Here is an 18,778-nt window from a genome sequence, read left to right as displayed (position 1 = left end):
GGCGGCCAGGGATTTCTGGGTCTCCCGACGCGTCCGATATCCTGAGGGACCGGCCGCTCGGGCCGCATCCGTGCGGAGGCCCGAGGGCGGCTTCGCCTCCTTAGCTCAGCTGGCCAGAGCACCTGTCTTGTAAACAGGGGGTCACCGGTTCGAATCCGGTAGGGGGCTCCACCGGTCCGCGATGTTGCACTCGCGACCACACATGACGTCACATGTTGCGCTGAGGTCTCAGCGTGAGTTATAAGCTTGCTGATTTCCGCTTCTCGGTCGAGAGGGTGCTGCCCTCGCCCCGGATGCGCTCGAGGGCTGTGCGACGGTGAGGAGCCCGGGAGAAATCCGCGCCAGCACGGGGATCCCGAGGTCCCGGTTCCGGCGACGGCCGCGGACCCGACCGCGCGGGGACCACGCCGACGAGGGTCCGGGCACGACATGCCGCTCCGGGGATGCCACGAGACGGAACCGTGATCGTGGTGGCCCTGACCGGTGTCTTGAACCGTAACTCAGGTCACTTCTACGGTGTTCATACCTATCTCATAGGTGAGACCTCTTGCCCAGGTCTCGGAACATCTCCATCGCATGACGATCCCCATGTCGTGCCCTTTCCACAGGAGCAGCAATGAGCAATCTGCGGAGGACCCTCGTCGGTGCGGCCATGGCCGCCGCCCTCGTGGGAGGAACGGTTGCCACCCCGGCGGTCGCGGGGTATGAGGATGATAGGTCCAGGAACGGCGAGAAGAAATACGACGAGAGGCGTGGCGGGCATCGAGAGGATGACCGGCGTGGCGATCGTCATGAGGGGGACGATCGCCGCGACGGGCGAGACGATCGCCACGACGGGCGGGACGACGACAAGAAGCACGACTACGACGAGCGCGACCGGGACCGTGGCGGCCGGGACCACAAGGACCATGACAAGGACTGGGACAAGGACTGGGACAAGGACTGGGACAAGGACCGGGACAAGGACCGGGACAAGGACTGGGACAAGGACTGGGACCGCGATCGGCATGACCGGCACGATCACGACAAGAACTACGACGACACCGACCACGAGGATCACTGGTGGTACTGCGAAGAGCACGAGAAGTGGCACTTCTATGACGACGACAACTGGAAGAGCAGGAAGCACCACGACGAGATGAAGGACGAGGGCGAGCACTCGCACCAGAAGGACGGCGACGAGCACGACCACAAGCACTGAGCCGGTCGGCTGCCGGCCCGACGCGCACGGGGTGCCCGTGGGCGAGGGGCGCGGCCGCCGTCCCCAGGGCCGCTCGCCGGCCCAGGGAACGAGCGCTCCGTCCCGTGGGGGACGGAGCGCTCCCCTGTGCGGGACACCAGCCGGTGCCGGCTCCGTCGACCGGCGCCGTGAGCTCGAGGACGGCGCCGGCCCGGCGCCGCCGCATTCCGCGGACCGGGCCCTCCGGCACGGCCCGCGGGGAGCCCGGGGCGCCCGCCGGAGGAAAGCTCCGGGGACACGGGCCCGAGCCTCCGCACGTCCGGTGCCGCGCCGTGGTGATATCGGTGGACGCACGCGGGAAGAGCTGTTCCCCGTGACGTCCGTCGTCCGCGGCAGCACCCCCGGCCGCTTCGGCGCCCCCGGGCGACGGTCCCCCTGCGAGCGGACGACGCCGCGCCCGGACCGACCCTGGAGGGCACCCTGGTACCCATCGCCCGACGACGCGTGCGCCCCCTGGCCCCGGCGGCGCTGATCCTGCTGCTGCTCGGACTCCTCCTCGTGCCCGCCGGGGCGGTCCGGGCGGCGGAGGACCAGGGGGCCGAGGGCGGCCCGTACCTGGGGGCGCTGCTGGACTGGGGCACGGACACGGCGGCCGACCACGCCGAGCGTCTCGGCGCGCCGGCAGCCGTCTACGGCAGGCCCGTTCCGCTGCCGATGAGCGAGCAGGAGCAGGGCCACCTGCGGGACTACCTCTCCCAGGTCTCCGGGCAGGGCGCCCACGCCCTGCTGACCGTCCGTCCGGAGATCGCGCTGAGCCGGGTGGACGAGGCGCAGGCCGCCGTCCTGGCGGGGCAGCTGGCGGACGCCGCGGAGGGGTTCCCCGGCACGGTCTTCGTCCGCTTCGCCCCCCAGATGAACACCACCTGGGTGCCGTGGGGACAGCAGCCCCGGGCGTACACCGAGGCGTTCCGGACGGTGGCGAGCGCGCTGGACGCCGAGCTCGGGGACCCGGTCATGGTCTGGGCGCCCGCGGCCGGCACGGACTACCCCTTCCGGGACGCGTCCAGCACCCCGCCGCAGGGCGGTGAGCCGGCAGCACTGGACACGAACGGCGACGGGGTCTGGGACGAGGACGACGACCCCTACGGCCCCTACTACCCGGGCGACGACGTGGTCGACTGGGTGGGACTGGTCGCCTATCACGACGAGACCGGCACCGGGCCGACCCGCAACGTCCTGCCCGCGCCGGGAAAGTTCGGCGCCCTGCTGGGCTCCGGGGAGGACACGGGGCCTGCGGGGGAGGACGACTTCTACGCCGCGTACGCCGCCGGCCGTGAGAAACCGCTCATGGTGGAGACCGGCGCCTTCTACAGCCCGGGCACGGGCGGCCCGTCCGAACGGGACGTCAAGGAGGCCTGGTGGGACCAGGTCCTCGCGACGGCCTCCACCGGCGACCACGAGCGCGTCCGCGCGATCGTGTGGAACGAGACGGTCGAGCAGCGCGACGACGGCGCGGTGACCGTCGACTGGCGGGTCACCGCCGACCCCGGACTGGCCGCGGCCGTCGGCGAGCGGCTGCAGGACTCCGTCCTGGTCAGCGGGCCGGTCACAGCACCGGCGGAGCTCCCGGGCGCCGACCCGGCGGCGGCGGGGTCCGTGCTCGAGGGTCCGGCCGCCTGGGGTGTGGTGCTGGCCGTGCTCGCCGTGGGCCTGCTCGTCTGGCTCCTGCCGCTCCGGGGACCGGCCAGGGCGTGGGCGTACGCGGACGCCTCCCGCCGGGACGTCCGCATCGACATGCTGCGCGGAGCGGCCATCGTGTTCGTGGTCGTCAACCACGTGGGGATCACCTCCGTGTTCCAGCTGCTGACCCAGGAGACGGTCGGCGTCGTCTCGGGGGCAGAGCTGTTCGTCCTGCTCTCCGGGGCGGTCCTGGGCATGGTCCACGGACCGCGGGCGAAGGACGACCTCGGCACGGTGGTGGACCGCACCGCCTCGCGGGCGTGGAAGCTCTACGTGACCGCCCTGGTCGTGGTGCTGGCCGTCTACGGACTGAGTCTGCTGCCCTTCCTGGACGCGGGAGCCGTCACCACGTTCACGGACCAGGGGACCGGTGCCGCGGGGGCCGGGGCCGCGGGCGCCACCTACGACCTCTACTCCGGGATGGAGGGTTTCCTGCAGTTCCCCGTCCCCGCCCACCTGATCCCGTCCTTGTTCCTGCTCCAGATCGGTCCGTGGCAGTTCAACATCATGGGTCTGTACGTGATCCTGCTGCTGGCGAGCCCCCTGGTGCTGGCCGCCCTGGCGCGCGGGCGTGCGTGGCTGGTCCTGGCGGTCAGTCTGGCCCTGTACGCGGCGGGCACCGCCTTCCGGATCCGGCTGCTGCCGTCCCAGTTCGAGGACTCGTTCCCCCTGCTGGTGTGGCAGGTGCTGTTCGTCATCGGCATGACGGCCGGTCACCACCGGCAGCAGATCGTCGCCTGGTTCTCCCACCGCCGGCGGCGCCCCGCCCTCGCCGCGTGCCTCGTGCTGGCCGTCGCCTGCGCGATCTTCGCCTGGTCCAGCCCGTACCTCACCAACGCCTACGACGTCCGGCTGGCCCTGCTGCCGGAGTCGACGTTCCGGGCGGTCTACGACGCCTTCTTCGGGCGGACCTACCTGGGGATCGGCCGGCTGGTGAACGTGCTGCTCGTGGTGATCGCCGGCTACGCCGTCCTCAGCGCCTACTGGAGGCCGCTCGAGCGCGCGCTCGGGTGGTTCCTCGTCCCGCTGGGACAGGCCACGCTCTACGTGTTCATCGTGCACGTGTTCCTGATCCTGGCCGTGGCCAACGTGCCCGCCCTCCAGCAGGGGAACCTGTGGCTCAACACCGCCGCCTACGTCGTGGTCCTGGGGCTGCTGTGGGTCATGGTCCGGACCAGATTCCTGTTCCGGCTCGTCCCCCGGTGAGCTCCCGCGGGGGCCCGGCGCGGACGCTCCCGCGCAACTGCTCAGGCGCGCGACCGGTCAAGCGCGGCGGGCATCCGGCGCGGTGCGGCCCAGGGCCACCACAGTGACGTCGTCGGGGTGCCCCTGGGAGCGGGCGAAGGCGACGGCGCGGTCGACGAGCTCCGCGACGGGCAGCCTGTGGATCTCGGCGCCGACAGCCCGGTCGAGGGTCTCCTCCAGCGAGGGGAAGAAGTCGAGGAATCCGTCGCTGACCACCACCAGCGTCTCGCCCGGCTGGAGCACGGTGCTGTGCAGGTCCCACGTGTCGTCCGGGAAGACGCCCAGCGGGGGACCCGACCGCTCCAGCCGGCGGCAGCCGTCGGCGGTGAAGACGAAGGCGAGACCGTGCCCGGCGTCGACGTACTGGACCCGTCCGGTGGCCGGGTCCGGGCGGGCGGAGAACGCGGTGACGAACGCGCCGGTGTCGCACAGCAGCTCCTGCGACGCCACGGCGACCCGGGCGAAGCTCTTGTGCTGGTCGTTGAACTGGGCGGCGCCCACGAGCATCGCGCGCACGGAGGCGGCGATCAGCGCCGCCGGGATGCCCTTGCCCATGACGTCGGCCACGTGCAGCTGCAGCTGCTCGTCGTCGAGGAGGTGCCAGGCGAAGAAGTCGCCGCCGATCGCCTGGGTGGGCACGCACCGGCCGGTCAGCTGGTACCCGTCCACGCGGGGCGCCGCGCGGGGCATGAGCACCTGCAGGACCTGGGCGGCACGGTCCAGCTCGTCCTGCAGCGCCAGCTCCCGCTCCACCCAGCCGGCCATCTCCCGCAGCAGCGTCTGCTCGCCGTCGCTCAGGGGACGGGGTCTCGTGTCGAACAGGCACAGGGAGCCGATCCGCTCACCCCCCGGCGCCTCCAGCGGCCGGCCGGCGTAGAACCGCACGTGCGGGTCCCGGCGGACGAAGACGTTGTCGCGGAACCGGTCGTCCGCGGTGGTGTCGGTCACGACCAGGGCGCCCGGCCGCTCCACGGTGTGGCGGCACATCGAGTCGTCGGCGGGGTGTTCTCCAGCCCGTCGAGACCGGCCTCGGCCTTGGTCCACTGCCGGCCCGCGTCGATGAGGTTCGCCGCCACCGTGGGCACGTCGAACACCCGCTGCGCCAGCCGGACGATGCGGTCGTAGCGCTGCTCACGAGGCGCGTCCAGCACGTTGAGGGCGTGCAACGCCTCCACTCGCTGACGGGAGGCGGTGGCATCGGCGAGCTCCAAGGACATGTCACCACCCTCCTCGAGGGCGCGGCCCGGGCGCCGGAACGGGTTCGCCTCCGCGCCGTTGCAGGAGGCAGCGCGTGGACGGGCCGCCCCCGTTCATGACGGGAGGACCCCGCCTCCGGTCAGCACGTATGACGCGGCCCGGAGGGGCGTGGGGGAGCGGCCGCCCCCGGATGGTAGTTTGCGCCTGCTAATCCTCGTTGCTCCGTGCGAGACACCCCCCCAGCGCGCCCGCCGTCGGCGGAGAGCCCGCTCCCGTCGGAAGGCCCCCATGCCTGCTCCTGTTCCCCCTCGTGTCCTGCGCTCCCTCACGGCGGCGGCCGCCGCCGTGGCCCTGGCGCTGGTCGCCGTCCCCGCGGCGCACGCGGCGCCCTCGATCCATCTCCCGACCGGATCGGCGATGCTCGCGGCCGCGAAGAAACCGGTCAGGTCCGTCGCCGTCGCGCCCACCGAACCCCAGGTCCGCACGTGCCCCCTGCGCTTCGGTGTCGGCACGGCCGGTGGTCCCGCAGCCTCCACCGAGCTCGCCGAGGTGGCCTCGCTGACGGGGGAGAAGCCGTCGATCGTGCTCTCCTACAAGGACTTCACCCAGCCCGTCCCCTACTGGGAGCTCGAACAGACCCGCGCGGCCGGGGCCACCACCCTGCTGACCTGGGAGCCGTGGGCCTGGGGCGGCGGGATCGACCAGCCGGCCCACTCCCTGGACGCCATCGCCTCCGGCGCCCACGACGCCCACATCACCGACTGGGCCACCCGCCTGGCCGACTGGGGATCACCGGTGATGCTGCGCTTCGGCCACGAGATGAACGGGAACTGGTACCCGTGGGCCGAGGGCGTCAACGGCAACGGCGCCGGGGACTACGTCGCCGCCTGGCGCCACGTCCACGACATCTTCACCCGGGCGGGGGCCGACAACGTCCAGTGGGTGTGGAACCCGAACGTGCCCTACTACGGGTCCACGCCCCTGGACGGGCTCTACCCCGGTGCCGACTACGTCGACGTCGTGGCCCTGGACGGCTACAACTGGGGCACCTCCCAGACCTGGTCCACCTGGCAGCAGCCGTGGGACCTGTTCGCCTACGGGCTGTCCGAGATGCGGCGCCTGGCCCCCGGCAAGGAGATCGTCATCGCCGAGACCGCCACCGCCGAGGCCGGGGGGTCCAAGGCCGAGTGGAACGCCCACCTGGTGTACTACCTGGCCCAGCAGCCCGACGTCACGGGGCTCGTCTGGTTCCACCTCGACAAGGAGGTGGACTGGCGGATCAACTCCTCCACCGCATCGGCCCAGTCCCTCGCGGCCGAGCTCGCCAAGCGCCCCTGCCCGTGACGACCGCGGCGCCGCGCGCCACACGGTGTCATTCGGATCACGAAAGCAAACCTTGCGTGTAGCGTGACCCCCAGCGACCGGCGCCACGCCACCGCCCACCTGGAGGCGGCGTGGCGCCGGTCGGTCCCCCCCAGGACCGTGTCGAGGAGTCCCCCCATGGCAGTACCCTTCCCCTCACCGCCCGGCCGCCGGCTCGGGCCCGTCTGCGCGGCGCTGCTCGTCGTCGTGCTGGCGGGCTGCGCCGAGGAGCAGGGGGCCGGCACCACCGCGGCGTCCAGCGCGAGCCCGCCGGCGGCCACGGCCGGGTCCACGGCCGGGTCCTCGCCCGCGGAGACCGGCAGCACCGCGCCGGAGACGCCGCGCAGCAGCCCGGTCCCGTCGGGCAACGACGTGGCCCCCTACGACGACACCTCCACCCGGGACGCCGCCGGCTCCTTCGGCGCTGCCCAGCGGCTCGACGCCTCCCTCGAGGCCGTCGTACAGGGCCCCCGTCCCGGCACCACCGGCGAGCGTCCGGTCCGGGCCGCCCCCGGCACCCCGGTGCAGGTGTTCACACTGACCCTCACCAACACGGGCGGAACCCCCGTCGACGCCGTGCCGTGGTCCTTCCCGGTCGCCGTCGACGGGGAGGAGCCGGCGACCCCCGTCTTCGACGACTCCCTGGGCGTGCGGATGGAGACCTTCCCGACCATCGCCCCCGGGGACAGCGCCTCCCTCGAGGTCGCCTTCTCCGCGGAGCACGACGCCGACCTGGCCGTCCGCGTCTTCGACAGCACCACCCCCGACCACTACGTCGAGTTCACCGACTGAAGCCCAGCAAGGGACCCCCCATGAAGATCTCAGCTCTGCGCATCCCCGCCGCGGTCGCGGCCTGCTTCGCAGTCGTCCTCGCCGGTGCCCCCGTGGCGTCCGCGGCGCCGTCCGCGCCCGGCGTCTCGGCCGGTCCGACGACGGCTCCCGATCCCGCGGCGGGTGCCGTCGCGGCGACCGTGCGGCTCGATCCGGCGGACGACGAGTCCAGCGTGCCAGACAGCAGGACCGCGCTCGTCGACGTCCTGGCCAACGACGGCCTCGAGGATCCCGCGACGGCGCGGCTCCTGCTCGTGGACCCCGCGGCCCGCGAGGCCGACGACGAGCTCGTCGACGAGCTGCGCACGGATCTCGGGTCCCTGCGCGTGGTGTCCCCGGGCACGGAGCCCGGTGCTCTGCCGGAGGGCTGGGAGGTCCCCGACCACCCGGTCCTCGCCCTGACGCCGGCTCCGGACCGGCCGGCCGACGCCCCCTCCGTGGAGGTGGCCTATGCCGTGGTGGACCCCACGGGTGCCGCGGCCCGGGCCGTGCTCACGATCGCCCCCGGCGCCGCGGCCGAGCCGACCACCTCGGCGGAGGCGACGGAACCGGCGGTCCCTGCCGAGCCGACGGCGGAGCCCTCCCGGGGCGCGGAGCCCGCCGAGGAGCGGCCCGCCGCACCGGAGACGGAGTCGCGGGAGACCGCGGCCGCGGCCGCAGCGGAGAACGCGGACGTGCCCGCCGAGGTCCGGCAGGCCCTGGAGGCCGCCGCGGCCCGGGCCGCCACCAGGACCGGGGAGCCGACCGCGCCGATGCGTCCCTGGAAGGACGGCTGGGAGTGGCCGCACCAGAGGGGCGTGGTCCTGTGGTCCGCCGCGCACGGCGCGCACTTCGTGCAGCTGCGGGGCGCGATCGGCCACCGGTGGATCTCCGCGGGCGGCGTGGACGCAGTGGGCTGGCCCGTCGACGACGAGTCCTGCCTCCTGACTGCCGGCGGGTGCCGGCAGTCCTTCTCGAAGGCCCGCACGATCTACTGGAGCGCCTCCACCGGGGCGCGGACCGTGCACACCCGGGGCGCGATCGGCCACAAGTGGGCCCTCGCTGGCCGCGAGGCCGGGGCCTACGGCTACCCCACGACCGACGAGGTCTGCGGGCCGGCCGGCGGGTGCCGGCAGTCCTTCGCGGGAGCCCGCACGATCTACTGGACCTCGTCCACCGGGGCGCGGACCGTCAACACCCGGGGCGCGATCGGCTACAAGTGGGCCCTCGGCGGGCGCGAGGCCGGCACCTACGGCTACCCCGCGACCGACGAGGTCTGCGGGCTGGCCGGCGGCGGGTGCCGGCAGTCCTTCACCCGGTCGCACACCATCTACTGGAGCTCTGGGACGGGGGCGCGGGCGGTCAGGACGAACGGCGCCATCGGGCTGCGGTGGATCGCCACGGGACGCCAGCGGGGGTCGCTCGGCTACCCCGTCACGGACGAGGTCGGAAGCGGGACCGTGCACCAGAAGTTCCAGCGGGGACTCGTCACCTGGAGCCGCGCGACCGGGGCCCGGACACACCTGTTCCGCGGCGAGTGCCACCACCTCAACACGGGCCGCTCCGTGCAGCCGACCCGCAACGCGGCGCGCGTGTCCCTGACCATCGCCGAGGGCTACGGGCGCTCGCAGGCCACGTTCGTCAACTGCGTGCGGATCGGCGGCAGCTACGTCGAGGAGTGGCGGACGTCCGCCTACGTGGGCGCCAGCGGGTTCAAGCGGCCCGGCGTGCCCTCGGGACACACGCAGTACCTGTTCTCGCCGCAGGGCTCGTACTCGGTCACGGAGTCCTTCGGGGTCTACAACCCCGGCACCGCCCTGCCCTACCGGCAGCTCAACCCGAACTCCCGGTGGGGCGGGCGCCTGGGCACGCTCTACAACAAGTACTTCGAGTCGACCGGCTACACCTGGCCGGACGAGAACATGTGGTACTTCTCGCTGTCCGGCGACTACCGGCTCGGCGTGGTGATCAACTACAACCGCCCGCCCGACTCGTCCATCGTCCAGGGCAACGGCTTCGCGATCTTCCTGCACGCGAACAAGAAGCCCACGGCGGGGTGCATCGCCCTGCACGAGCACGAGGTCGCCAGGTACATGCGCACCGCGCGGCCCGGTGACCGGATCATCATGGGCGTCCGGGCGGACCTGTTCCGCTGACGGGCGGAGAACGCCAGGAGGGGGACCACGCGGTGCGCGGTCCCCCTCCTGACGTCCGTGCGGGAGCGCGGACTACTCGACGGTCTGCTCCACCTTGGCCTGCTCGCGGCGGCCGAAGGTCCACAGCAGCAGCTCGCTCGGCACGGCGCGCAGCACGCGCACGGTTCCCGTCCTGCCGCGGCCGCCGCGCACGGCGCCGTAGGACGGGGCGATGAGCACCACGGTGTCGTCCTCGTCCTTGAGCATGACCTTGGCCACCAGGGTCAGGGACCGCCACAGGGTCTGCTCCTCGTCGTGCAGCAGCGGGCGCTCGTGCCAGCCGGGCTGGGCGCGGCGGACGTCCTCGTGGTGGACGAAGTACTCCACGGTGTTGATCCGCTTGTCCACCGGCCCCAGCCGCGCCGGCGAGTACAGCGGGGGGTGCTCCACCTTCCGCACGAGCTCGTCCCACGGCTGGCCGGCGACGGCCTGCTCGGTGCGGCGGGCGCGCTCGCCCAGCACGGGCACCCGCGGCAGCACCCTGCCGGCGAGGACGTCCGGACGCCCGGAGCGCAGGACGAGGTGCACGGCGAGGTCACGGGTCCTCCAGCCCTCGCACAGGGTCGGGGCGTCGGGGCCCACTCGGCGCAGGAGCGCGGCGAGGTGCCGGCGCTCGACGTTGGCGAAATTGGTCACGTGGATCCTCCTCGTGGCGCCGCCGTCGGTCGGCGGGGCCGTCCTGACGACCACGCTATACCGGGTGCGAGCTCATCCGTGACCGGCGCGGCGCGGACCGGGCTCAGCCGCGGGGGACGGGCGGCCCCAGGTACAGGAGCACCGAGGCGAGCCCCGCGACCACGGCCACGCCCGCCGCCACCGCCAGCCACGGGCTGCGGAGGGACCAGGCCTCCAGCCTCTCCAGCGCGGTGCCGGGACGGTCGCCGCCGGGGGCCAGGCGCCAGTCGCCGGCGAGCCGGCCCGTGCGCTCCGCGCGGCGCTCGAAGGGGATCGTGGCGTACGGGACGACGGCGCTGGCCAGGCCCAGTGCGACGAACCCGGCGGACCACCGCTGGTCCACCCAGACGAAGCAGGTCACCACGCAGTACCCCAGGAACACGATCCCGTGCAGCATGCCGAAGACGGGCACGAAGGCCTCCGAGACCCCCGTGTACTTCAGGACCATGCCGAGGATCAGCAGCGTCCAGGTCACCGCCTCCGCGAGGGCGAAGCGTCCGTAGAGCTCACGGGGTGTCATGGGCGGTGCTCTCCTGCACGTCGAGGGGCTGGTGGGCGATGGGGACGTCGTCGGGGACCGTCGGCGCCGCGAACTGGCTCGCGTACAGCGCGGCGTACGCGCCCCGCGCGGCGAGCAGGTCGTCGTGGGTGCCCTGCTCCACGATCCGGCCGTCCTCCAACACCAGGATGATATCCGCGTCGCGGACGGTGGAGAGACGGTGTGCGATGACGAACGAGGTCCGGTCGCTGCGCAGCGCGGCCATGGCCTGCTGCACGAGCAGCTCGGTGCGGGTGTCCACCGAGGACGTCGCCTCGTCCAGGATCAGCAGGGAGGGGTCGGACAGGAAGGCCCGGGCGATGGTGATGAGCTGCCGTTCGCCCACGGACACGTTGCTGCCCTCCGGGTCGATCACGGTGTCGTAGCCCTCCGGCAGCGCGCGCACGAAGCGGTCCACGAGGGTGGCCCGGGCGGCCTCGAGCACCTCCTCGTCCGTGGCGTCCTGCCGCCCGTAGCGGATGTTCTCCCGGATGGTCCCGACGAACAGCCAGGCGTCCTGCAGGACCATCCCGATCCGGGAGCGCAGCTCGGCTCGGGGGAGGTCGGTGATGTCCACGCCGTCCAGCGTGATCCGCCCGGCGTCGAGCTCGTAGAAGCGCAGCACCAGGTTCACGAGGGTCGTCTTGCCGGCGCCGGTGGGTCCCACGATGGCCACGGTCCGGCCGGGGCGCGCCTCGAGGGTGAGGTCCTGGAGGAGCGGCGTCCCGGGGACGTAGGAGAAGGAGACGTGCTCGAAGCGCACACGGCCCGGGGACCGCTCGGGCAGGCGGGCGCGGGCGGTGTCGGGCCGCTGCTCCGGGGCGTCGAGCAGCTCGAAGGCGCGCTCCGCGGAGGCCACCCCGGACTGCAGGGTGTTGGCCATGCCCGCCATCTGGGACAGGGGCTGGGTGAACTCCCGCGAGTACTGGATGAACGCGGTCGCCGCCCCGAGGCTCAGCTGCCCGGAGGCCACGCGCAGCCCGCCGAGCACGGCGATGCCCACGTAGGAGAGGTAGGAGATGAACTGCATGACGGGCATGATCGTGCCGGAGACGAACTGGGCTCCGAAGGCCGCCCGGTACAGCTCCTCGTTGCGCTCGTCGAAGCGCTCGGCCGTCTCCTGCTCGCGGCCGAAGACCCTGATCAGCTCGTGGCCGGAGAAGGAGTCCTCGATGTGGCCGTTGAGGGCGCCGGTGGCGCGCCACTGCTCCGTGAACAGCCGCTGGGCGCGCACCCCGATGAAGCCGGCGGCCCCCGCGGACAGGGGGAGGGCGACCAGGGCCACGAGCGCCAGGTGCCACGACACCACGAACATCATGATCACGATGCCCACCACCGTGAGCAGGGACTGGACCAGCTGGGCGAAGGAGTGCTGCAGGGCCGTCTGGACGTTGTCGATGTCGTTGGTCACCCGCGAGAGCACGTCCCCGCGCTCCCGGGTGTCGAACCACCCCAGGGGCAGCCGGTTCAGCTTGTCCTCGACCGCGTTGCGCAGGTCGTGGACCACCTGCATGACCAGGCGGTTGAGCAGCCAGCCCTGCGCCCACATGAGCAGCGAGGCCACGAGGTACATGACCAGCACCGCCGCGATCAGCCGGGCGAGCGCCGAGAAGTCGATCCCCGCGCCGGGAACGACGTCCATGGCCGAGACCATGTCCGCGAGGTTCTGCTCGCCACGCTCCCGCAGAGCCTGGGCCACCTCGTCCCGGCTCGCGCCCGCGGGCAGGTCCCGGCCCATCACCCCCGTGAAGATCACGTCCATGGCCCGGCCCAGGACGAGGGGGGCCCAGACGTTGAGCGCCACGGACACCGTCCCGGCCAGGAGGACGAGCAGCAGCGCCCGCCACCGCGGTGCGAGCAGGCCCAGCAGCCGCTTGGTGGAGGACCAGAAGTGCAGGGGCTTGCGCGGCGGGGCGGGCGCGGGCATCAGGCCACCTCCTCCGCGCCGATCTGCGACTCGACGATCTCCCGGTAGGTGCCGGAGGTGCTCAGCAGCTCGTCGTGGGTCCCGCGCGCCGTGACCCGCCCCGCCTCCAGGACGAGGATCTGGTCCGCGTCCCGGACGGTGGACACGCGCTGGGCCACGACCAGGACGGTCGCGTCCCGGGTCGCCGGCACGAGGGCGGCGCGCAGCCGGGCGTCGGTGGCCACGTCCAGGGCGGAGAACGAGTCGTCGAAGAGGTAGACCACCGGACGGGCCACCAGCGCCCGGGCGATGGACAGCCGCTGCCGCTGCCCGCCGGAGACGTTGGCGCCGCCCTGGGCGATCGGGGCGTCGAGCCCCCCGGGCATCCGGCGCACGAAGTCCTCCGCCTGCGCGGTGCGCAGCGCGGCCCACAGCTCGTCGTCCGTGGCGCCGGCGTCCCCGAGCCGGAGGTTGGAGGCCACGGTGCCGGAGAACAGGTACGGCCGCTGCGGCACGAGGGCCACCCGGGCGGCGATCTGCTCGTGGGACAGGCGGGGCAGCGGCACGCCGTCGAGCTCCACCGTGCCCTCGGTGGGGTCCAGCAGCCGGGGGACGAGGTGGAGCAGCGTGGACTTCCCCGACCCGGTGGCGCCGACGACGGCGGTCGTCCGGCCCGGCTCGGCCCGGAGGCCCACTCCCGCGAGCACGGGGGCCTCTGCCCCCGGCCAGCGGAACGTGACGTCGCGCAGCTCCACCACGCCCGACCGGCAGGCGGGGACCACGGGCTCGGCGGGCTCCCGCAGGGAGGGCACGGTGCGCAGGACCTCGGTGATGCGCTCGGCGCACACCATGGCGCGCGGGACCATCATGACCATGAACGTCCCCATCATCACGGCCGTGAGGATCTGCAGGAGGTACTGCAGGAACGCGGTGAGCGAGCCGACCTGGATCTGCCCCGCGCCCACCCGCTGGCCGCCGAACCACAGCACGGCGGCGGTGGCCAGGTGCAGGATCATGGTGATGACCGGGAACATCAGCACGAACAGGGAGCCGATGCGCACCGACACGTCGGTGAGCTCCCGGTTGGCGGCGGCGAAGCGGCGGCGCTCGTGGTCCTCCCGCACGAAGGCCCGCACCACCCGGATGCCGACGATCTGCTCGCGCAGCACCGCGTTGATCCGGTCGATCCGCCCCTGCATGAGCCGGAAGAGGGGCATGAGCAGGCCCACCAGCACCCCCACCGCGATCCCGAGCACGGGCACCGAGACCCACACGAGCCAGGAGAGCCCGGCGTCCTCCCGGAGGGCCATCACGATCCCGCCGACGCACATGATGGGCGCGGCCACCATGAAGTTGAGCCCCATGAGCACGAGCATCTGGATCTGCTGGACGTCGTTGGTGCCCCGCGTGATGAGGGTGGGTGCCCCGAAGCGGTTGACCTCGCGGGAGCCGAAGGAGCCGACCTGATGCTGCACGGCGCGGCGGAGGTCGCGGCCGGTGCCCATGGCCGCCCGGGCCGCGCAGTACACCGCGGCGACGGCGGCCGCCACCTGCAGGAGCGCGACGCCGAGCATCACCTCGCCGACGCGCAGGATCAGTCCGGTGTCCCCCCGGACGACGCCCTCGTCGATGATGCGTGCGTTGAGGCTCGGCAGCAGCAGTGCGGCGATCGTGGCGACGAGCTGGAGCGCGACCACGGCCAGGACCCACGACAGGTAGCGGCCGGTGTGCTGCCGGACGAGACGGAGAAGCATGGGCGTCCGCTCCTGGTCGGGCGACGGGCGGGGTGGGCCGGGCGGTCCGGGATCCAGGCTACGCCCGGGCGCGGACACCGTGCCCGCCCGGCCGGAACGGGCCCCGTCGCCGAATGTGGCCTTTCGTGAAGTGGGTCACCCCGACCTCTGGTAAAACCACACGAACTCACATAAACTCAAGGGAACGCAGAGATCGTCCCCTGTCCCCGTCCGTGAGGTGCACGCCATGTTCGCAGAAGAACGCCAGGCCGAGATCGCCGAGCTGGTGCTCACGACTCGCCGGGTCAACGGCGCGGACCTGGCACGCCGCTTCGACGTCACCATGGAGACGGTCCGCCGCGACCTCGCGGCCCTCGAGGCCGCGGGCAGGCTCCGCCGGGTGCACGGGGGCGCCGTCTCCGCCGACCAGTCGACGTCCGACGAGAAGGCCATCTCGTCCCGCAAGCACCTGAACACCCCGGAGAAGCGGAGGATCGCGCAGGCGGCGTTCGACCTCCTGCGCACCAGCGGGGCGGGGGCCGTCGTGCTCGACGCCGGCAGCACCGTCGAGGCCCTGGCCGACCTCATCGTCCGCACCGACTCCTCGCTGCCGGACGGGCAGGAGCAGCTCATCATCACCCACGCCCTGCACATCGCCGCCAAGCTCGCCGACGCCTCGGGCATCGGGCTCGAGCTCGTCGGCGGCCGCGTCCGCAAGCTCACCTGGGCCGCCGCCGGCGGACGGGCCGCGGAGCACTACACCCGGCTGCGCCCCGACCTCGCGTTCGTGGGCTGCAACGGGATCCACGCCACGTTCGGGCTGAGCACCCCGGACCCCATCGAGGCGGTCGTCAAGACCGCCATCATCCAGACCTCCCGCCGGGTCGTGGTCCTCTGCGACTCCGCCAAGCACGATCAGGAGACCCTCATGCGATTCGCGTCGCTCGACGAAGTCGACACCCTCATCACCGACCGGGCGCCCGGCCCGGAACTGGCCGCCGCCCTCGAGGAGGCCGACGTCGAGGTGGTGATCGCGTGATCCTCACCGTCACCCTCAACCCGTCCCTCGACCGCACGGTCGAGCTGCCCGCCCCGCTGCGCCGCGGCGCCGTCCAGCGCGCCGACGGCGCCCGGCAGGACGCCGGGGGCAAGGGCGTGAACATCTCCCGGGCGCTGCGCGCGAGCGACGTCCCGACCCTGGCCGTGCTGCCGGGCGACCCCGGCGACCCGCTCCTGGCGGAGCTCGCCGCGGCGGAGGTCCCCTACGAGACGGTCCCCGTGGGCGCCCCGATCCGTTCGAACATCACGATCACGGAGCCGGACGGCACCACCACCAAGATCAACGCCCCGGGCGCGCCGCTGGGCCCCGAGCACGTCGACGCCGTCGTCGAGCTCCTGGTGCACCGCGGCGCGGACGCCTCCTGGGTGGTCCTGGCCGGCTCCCTGCCGCCCGGCGCCCCCGAGGACGTCTACGCACGGATCGCCCGCCGGGTCCGGTCGGCCCTGGGGGAGCGTTCGCCCCTGTTCGCCGTGGACACCTCCGGGGCGGCGCTGCGGGGCGCCATGTCCGGCGACGACGCCCTGCCCGACCTCATCAAGCCCAACGGCGAGGAGCTCGCCGAGCTCGTCGGGACGGTCGACGGGGAGCGGCTCGAGGCAGATCCCGACCTCGCGGCCGCGACCGCCGCGGCACTCGTGGACCGCGGCCTGGGCGCGGTCCTCACGACCCTCGGGGCCGGCGGGGCGGTGCTCACCGTCCCGGAGGGCTCCTGGCACGCCGTCCACGCCCCCGTGGCCGTGCGCTCCACCGTGGGCGCCGGCGACAGCTCCCTCTCCGGCTACCTCATCGCGCAGGAGCGCGGCGACGCGCCGCCGGCGTGCCTGCGGCAGGCCGTGGCCTCCGGGTCCGCGGCGGCCGCCCTGCCGGGCACCCGGGTCCCCGCCCTCTCCGAGACCACCCCCGAGGCGGTCAGTGTGCGGGAGCTCCCCGCGCGCGCCGTCTCCGGCTGAACCGTCCCACCCCACCTCATCCGAAACACCCGGGCCCCGGCCCGGCCGCTCAAGGAGGACATCGTGTCCGAGCTCATCACTCCCGACCTGGTCTCGCTCGACCAGGACCTGGGAGCAGACAAGGAAACCGTCATCGGCCGGCTCGCCGCCCTGGTGCAGCGCACCGGGCGCGCGGAGCAGCTCGACGGGCTGCTGGCGGACGCCATCGCCCGCGAGAACAAGACCGCCACCGGCATCCCCGGCGGCATCGCGATCCCGCACTGCCGCTCGACCGCCGTGATCGAGCCGACGCTGGTCATGGCCAGGCTCCCGCAGGGCGTCCCCTGGGGCGCCAAGGACGGCCCCGCCGACATCGTCTTCTTCATCGCCGCGCCCGAGGGCGCCGACCAGACGCACCTGAAGCTGCTGGCCAAGCTCGCCCGCTCGCTGATGAAGAAGGACTTCGTGGCGGCCCTGCGCGCCGCACGGTCCGAGCAGGAGGTCGTCCGGATCGTCGACGACGCCCTGGGGCTCGGCGGGACCGCCGAGGGCGCCCCCGCGACCGGCACGGGAGCCGCCGGCGCCACGTCCGCCGCCGCTGTGCCCGCGTCGGTGGACGCCCGGTCCGGGGACGGCAGCGCCGCCCCGGCACCCGCCGCCCAGACCACGGGCGACGCCGGCCCCCACGCCGGCAAGAAGATCGTGGCCGTCACGGCCTGCCCCACCGGCATCGCCCACACCTACATGGCCGCGGACGGGCTGACCTACGCCGCCGAGGACATGGGGGTCGACCTGCAGGTCGAGACCCAGGGCTCCGCGGGCTTCACCAAGCTGGACCCCGCCACGATCGCCGCGGCGGACGCGGTGATCTTCGCGACCGACGTCGACGTCCGGGACCGCTCCCGGTTCGCCGGCAAGCCCTTCGTCGCCTCGCCGGTCAAGCGCGGCATCGACGAGCCGAAGGTCATGATCGAGGAGGCCCTCGCCAACGCCGGGAACCCGAACGCCCCGCGCGTGCAGGGCGGGACCGGTGCGGACGCCGAGCAGGGCGCCTCCACCGGCGCGAACGAGGGCTGGGGCACCCGCATCCGCAAGGCGGTGATGACCGGCGTCAGCTACATGATCCCGTTCGTGGCCGCGGGCGGGCTGCTCATGGCCTTCGGGTTCATGGTGGCCGGCGCGGACATCGCCAACATCGCCGACGACGTGCTGACCGGCTCCACCCTCTGGAACCTCGGCGAGTTCACCCTCGCCCAGTACATCGGCGCGGTCCTGTTCAAGATGGGCAACCTGGCCATGAGCCTGCTGGTGCCCGCGCTGGCCGGCTACATCGCCTACGGCCTGAGCGACCGCCCCGGCATCGCCCCCGGCTTCGCGGCCGGCCTGGTCGCGAACTTCATGGGTGCCGGCTTCCTCGGCGGCATCGTGGGCGGCCTGCTGGCCGGTCTCGCGGCCTACTGGCTGGCGCAGCCCCGGCTGCCCCGCTGGCTGGGCTCCCTGATGCCCGTGGTGATCATCCCGCTGCTCGCCACGATCTTCGCCGCAGGGCTGCTGCTGCTGGTCCTGGGCGGTCCGATCGCCACGTTCATGGCCTGGCTCACCGAGGTCCTGAACGGCATGACCGGCGCCAGTGCGCTGGCGCTCGGCGCGATCCTCGGTCTGATGATGGGCTCGGACCTGGGCGGGCCGATCAACAAGGTCGCCTACACGTTCGCGGCCGCGGGCCTCGGGGCCGCGACCGTCGCCAACACCGCCCCGCAGGAGATCATGGCCGCGGTCATCGCCGCGGGCATGGTGCCCCCGCTGGCCATGGCCCTCGCCTCGACCATGGCGAAGCGCTACTTCACGGTGGCCGAGCGGGAGAACGGCAAGGCCGCGTGGCTGCTGGGTGCCTCCTTCATCTCCGAGGGCGCCATCCCGTTCGCCGCGGCCGATCCGCTGCGCGTGCTCCCCGCGTCCATGATCGGCGGCGCGGTGACCGGCGCGATCAGCATGGCCACGGGCGTCACCTCCGCGGCGCCGCACGGCGGCGTGTGGATTCTGCCCGTGATCGGCAACCCGCTGATGTTCCTGCTCGCGGTGGTTGTCGGTACCGTGGTCACAGCAGCCGTCGTCGTCGCCCTGAAGCACGTGGGCGGGGCGCACGGGCGAGTGGCCGACGCCACCCGCTCGCGCGAGGACGCCGCCGCTGTGCCGACCACCGCCTGA

Annotated in this window: 14 protein-coding genes and 1 tRNA gene; 9 read left to right on the top strand and 6 right to left on the bottom strand. The window is 73.2% G+C overall.

The window, feature by feature from the left end; translation table 11 throughout:
• Positions 1–94 precede the first annotated feature (94 nt).
• The 3 genes from ACYVM4_RS11580 to opgC all read left to right on the top strand — a co-directional run bounded on the left by ACYVM4_RS11580 (position 95) and on the right by opgC (position 4,126).
• Positions 95–171: transfer RNA gene (locus ACYVM4_RS11580), tRNA-Thr, on the top strand.
• A 445-nt stretch (positions 172–616) separates the two neighbouring features.
• Complete coding sequence (locus ACYVM4_RS11575) at positions 617–1,201, top strand: hypothetical protein (RefSeq protein WP_460668671.1); 585 nt, start codon at positions 617–619, stop codon at positions 1,199–1,201.
• A gap of 483 nt (positions 1,202–1,684) precedes the next feature.
• Positions 1,685–4,126 carry an OpgC domain-containing protein gene (gene opgC / locus ACYVM4_RS11570; protein WP_460668670.1) on the top strand — a complete coding sequence of 814 codons (2,442 nt, stop codon included), beginning with the start codon at positions 1,685–1,687 and terminating at the stop codon, positions 4,124–4,126.
• A gap of 57 nt (positions 4,127–4,183) precedes the next feature.
• Here opgC and ACYVM4_RS11565 read toward each other — a convergent pair whose 3' ends face one another.
• Both ACYVM4_RS11565 and ACYVM4_RS11560 read right to left on the bottom strand, forming a co-directional pair.
• A complete protein-coding gene (locus ACYVM4_RS11565) occupies positions 4,184–5,152 on the bottom strand; it encodes a SpoIIE family protein phosphatase (protein ID WP_460668669.1) in 969 nt (322 codons plus the stop codon).
• Complete coding sequence (locus tag ACYVM4_RS11560) at positions 5,110–5,382, bottom strand: hypothetical protein (protein WP_460668668.1); 273 nt, start codon at positions 5,380–5,382, stop codon at positions 5,110–5,112. The genes ACYVM4_RS11565 and ACYVM4_RS11560 overlap by 43 nt, the downstream gene beginning before the upstream one ends.
• Positions 5,383–5,650: 268 nt before the next feature.
• On the opposite strand from ACYVM4_RS11560, the gene ACYVM4_RS11555 reads away from it, so the two are divergent.
• The 3 genes from ACYVM4_RS11555 to ACYVM4_RS11545 all read left to right on the top strand — a co-directional run bounded on the left by ACYVM4_RS11555 (position 5,651) and on the right by ACYVM4_RS11545 (position 9,690).
• Positions 5,651–6,706: a glycoside hydrolase family 26 protein gene (locus ACYVM4_RS11555; RefSeq protein WP_460668667.1), complete on the top strand. Its 1,056-nt coding sequence runs from the start codon at positions 5,651–5,653 to the stop codon at positions 6,704–6,706.
• A 156-nt stretch (positions 6,707–6,862) separates the two neighbouring features.
• Positions 6,863–7,516 carry a hypothetical protein gene (locus ACYVM4_RS11550; protein WP_460668666.1) on the top strand — a complete coding sequence of 218 codons (654 nt, stop codon included), beginning with the start codon at positions 6,863–6,865 and terminating at the stop codon, positions 7,514–7,516.
• A 20-nt stretch (positions 7,517–7,536) separates the two neighbouring features.
• The gene (locus tag ACYVM4_RS11545; protein ID WP_460668665.1) at positions 7,537–9,690 is read left to right on the top strand and encodes a L,D-transpeptidase family protein; all 2,154 of its coding nucleotides are present in this window, start codon (positions 7,537–7,539) and stop codon (positions 9,688–9,690) included.
• Between the two features lie 72 nt (positions 9,691–9,762).
• Here ACYVM4_RS11545 and ACYVM4_RS11540 read toward each other — a convergent pair whose 3' ends face one another.
• The 4 genes from ACYVM4_RS11540 to ACYVM4_RS11525 all read right to left on the bottom strand — a co-directional run bounded on the left by ACYVM4_RS11540 (position 9,763) and on the right by ACYVM4_RS11525 (position 14,602).
• Complete coding sequence (locus tag ACYVM4_RS11540; RefSeq protein ID WP_368822644.1) at positions 9,763–10,365, bottom strand: TIGR03085 family metal-binding protein; 603 nt, start codon at positions 10,363–10,365, stop codon at positions 9,763–9,765.
• A 103-nt stretch (positions 10,366–10,468) separates the two neighbouring features.
• Positions 10,469–10,924 (bottom strand): DUF3817 domain-containing protein, encoded by a 456-nt coding sequence (locus tag ACYVM4_RS11535; RefSeq protein ID WP_368822645.1) that lies wholly within the window; start codon positions 10,922–10,924, stop codon positions 10,469–10,471.
• Complete coding sequence (locus tag ACYVM4_RS11530) at positions 10,911–12,869, bottom strand: ABC transporter ATP-binding protein (RefSeq protein ID WP_460668664.1); 1,959 nt, start codon at positions 12,867–12,869, stop codon at positions 10,911–10,913. Before ACYVM4_RS11530 ends, ACYVM4_RS11535 begins: the two co-directional genes overlap by 14 nt.
• Positions 12,869–14,602 (bottom strand): ABC transporter ATP-binding protein, encoded by a 1,734-nt coding sequence (locus ACYVM4_RS11525; RefSeq protein WP_460668663.1) that lies wholly within the window; start codon positions 14,600–14,602, stop codon positions 12,869–12,871. The genes ACYVM4_RS11530 and ACYVM4_RS11525 overlap by 1 nt, the downstream gene beginning before the upstream one ends.
• 226 nt (positions 14,603–14,828) lie before the next feature.
• On the opposite strand from ACYVM4_RS11525, the gene ACYVM4_RS11520 reads away from it, so the two are divergent.
• The 3 genes from ACYVM4_RS11520 (at position 14,829) to ACYVM4_RS11510 (ending at position 18,778) form a co-directional block, all read left to right on the top strand.
• Positions 14,829–15,620, top strand: a complete 792-nt coding sequence (locus ACYVM4_RS11520) for a DeoR/GlpR family DNA-binding transcription regulator (protein WP_368822649.1) — start codon at positions 14,829–14,831, stop codon at positions 15,618–15,620.
• Positions 15,617–16,591 (top strand): 1-phosphofructokinase family hexose kinase, encoded by a 975-nt coding sequence (locus tag ACYVM4_RS11515; protein ID WP_460668662.1) that lies wholly within the window; start codon positions 15,617–15,619, stop codon positions 16,589–16,591. Before ACYVM4_RS11520 ends, ACYVM4_RS11515 begins: the two co-directional genes overlap by 4 nt.
• A 63-nt stretch (positions 16,592–16,654) precedes the next feature.
• Positions 16,655–18,778: a PTS fructose transporter subunit IIABC gene (locus ACYVM4_RS11510; protein WP_460668661.1), complete on the top strand. Its 2,124-nt coding sequence runs from the start codon at positions 16,655–16,657 to the stop codon at positions 18,776–18,778.

Source organism: Kocuria himachalensis, assembly GCF_054784195.1.
The sequence above is the reverse complement of the archived record's forward strand: the minus strand, read 5'-3'. Positions and strand labels throughout refer to the sequence as shown.

Coding starts and splice junctions, on each gene's coding strand:
- ACYVM4_RS11545 (WP_460668665.1), top strand. CDS start 7,537: ATGAAGATCTCAGCTCTGCGCATCCCCGCCGCGGTCGCGGCCTGCTTC.
- ACYVM4_RS11575 (WP_460668671.1), top strand. CDS start 617: ATGAGCAATCTGCGGAGGACCCTCGTCGGTGCGGCCATGGCCGCCGCC.
- ACYVM4_RS11535 (WP_368822645.1), bottom strand. CDS start 10,924: ATGACACCCCGTGAGCTCTACGGACGCTTCGCCCTCGCGGAGGCGGTG.
- ACYVM4_RS11555 (WP_460668667.1), top strand. CDS start 5,651: ATGCCTGCTCCTGTTCCCCCTCGTGTCCTGCGCTCCCTCACGGCGGCG.
- ACYVM4_RS11520 (WP_368822649.1), top strand. CDS start 14,829: ATGTTCGCAGAAGAACGCCAGGCCGAGATCGCCGAGCTGGTGCTCACG.
- ACYVM4_RS11560 (WP_460668668.1), bottom strand. CDS start 5,382: ATGTCCTTGGAGCTCGCCGATGCCACCGCCTCCCGTCAGCGAGTGGAG.
- ACYVM4_RS11525 (WP_460668663.1), bottom strand. CDS start 14,602: ATGCTTCTCCGTCTCGTCCGGCAGCACACCGGCCGCTACCTGTCGTGG.
- ACYVM4_RS11550 (WP_460668666.1), top strand. CDS start 6,863: ATGGCAGTACCCTTCCCCTCACCGCCCGGCCGCCGGCTCGGGCCCGTC.
- ACYVM4_RS11530 (WP_460668664.1), bottom strand. CDS start 12,869: ATGCCCGCGCCCGCCCCGCCGCGCAAGCCCCTGCACTTCTGGTCCTCC.
- ACYVM4_RS11565 (WP_460668669.1), bottom strand. CDS start 5,152: ATGTGCCGCCACACCGTGGAGCGGCCGGGCGCCCTGGTCGTGACCGAC.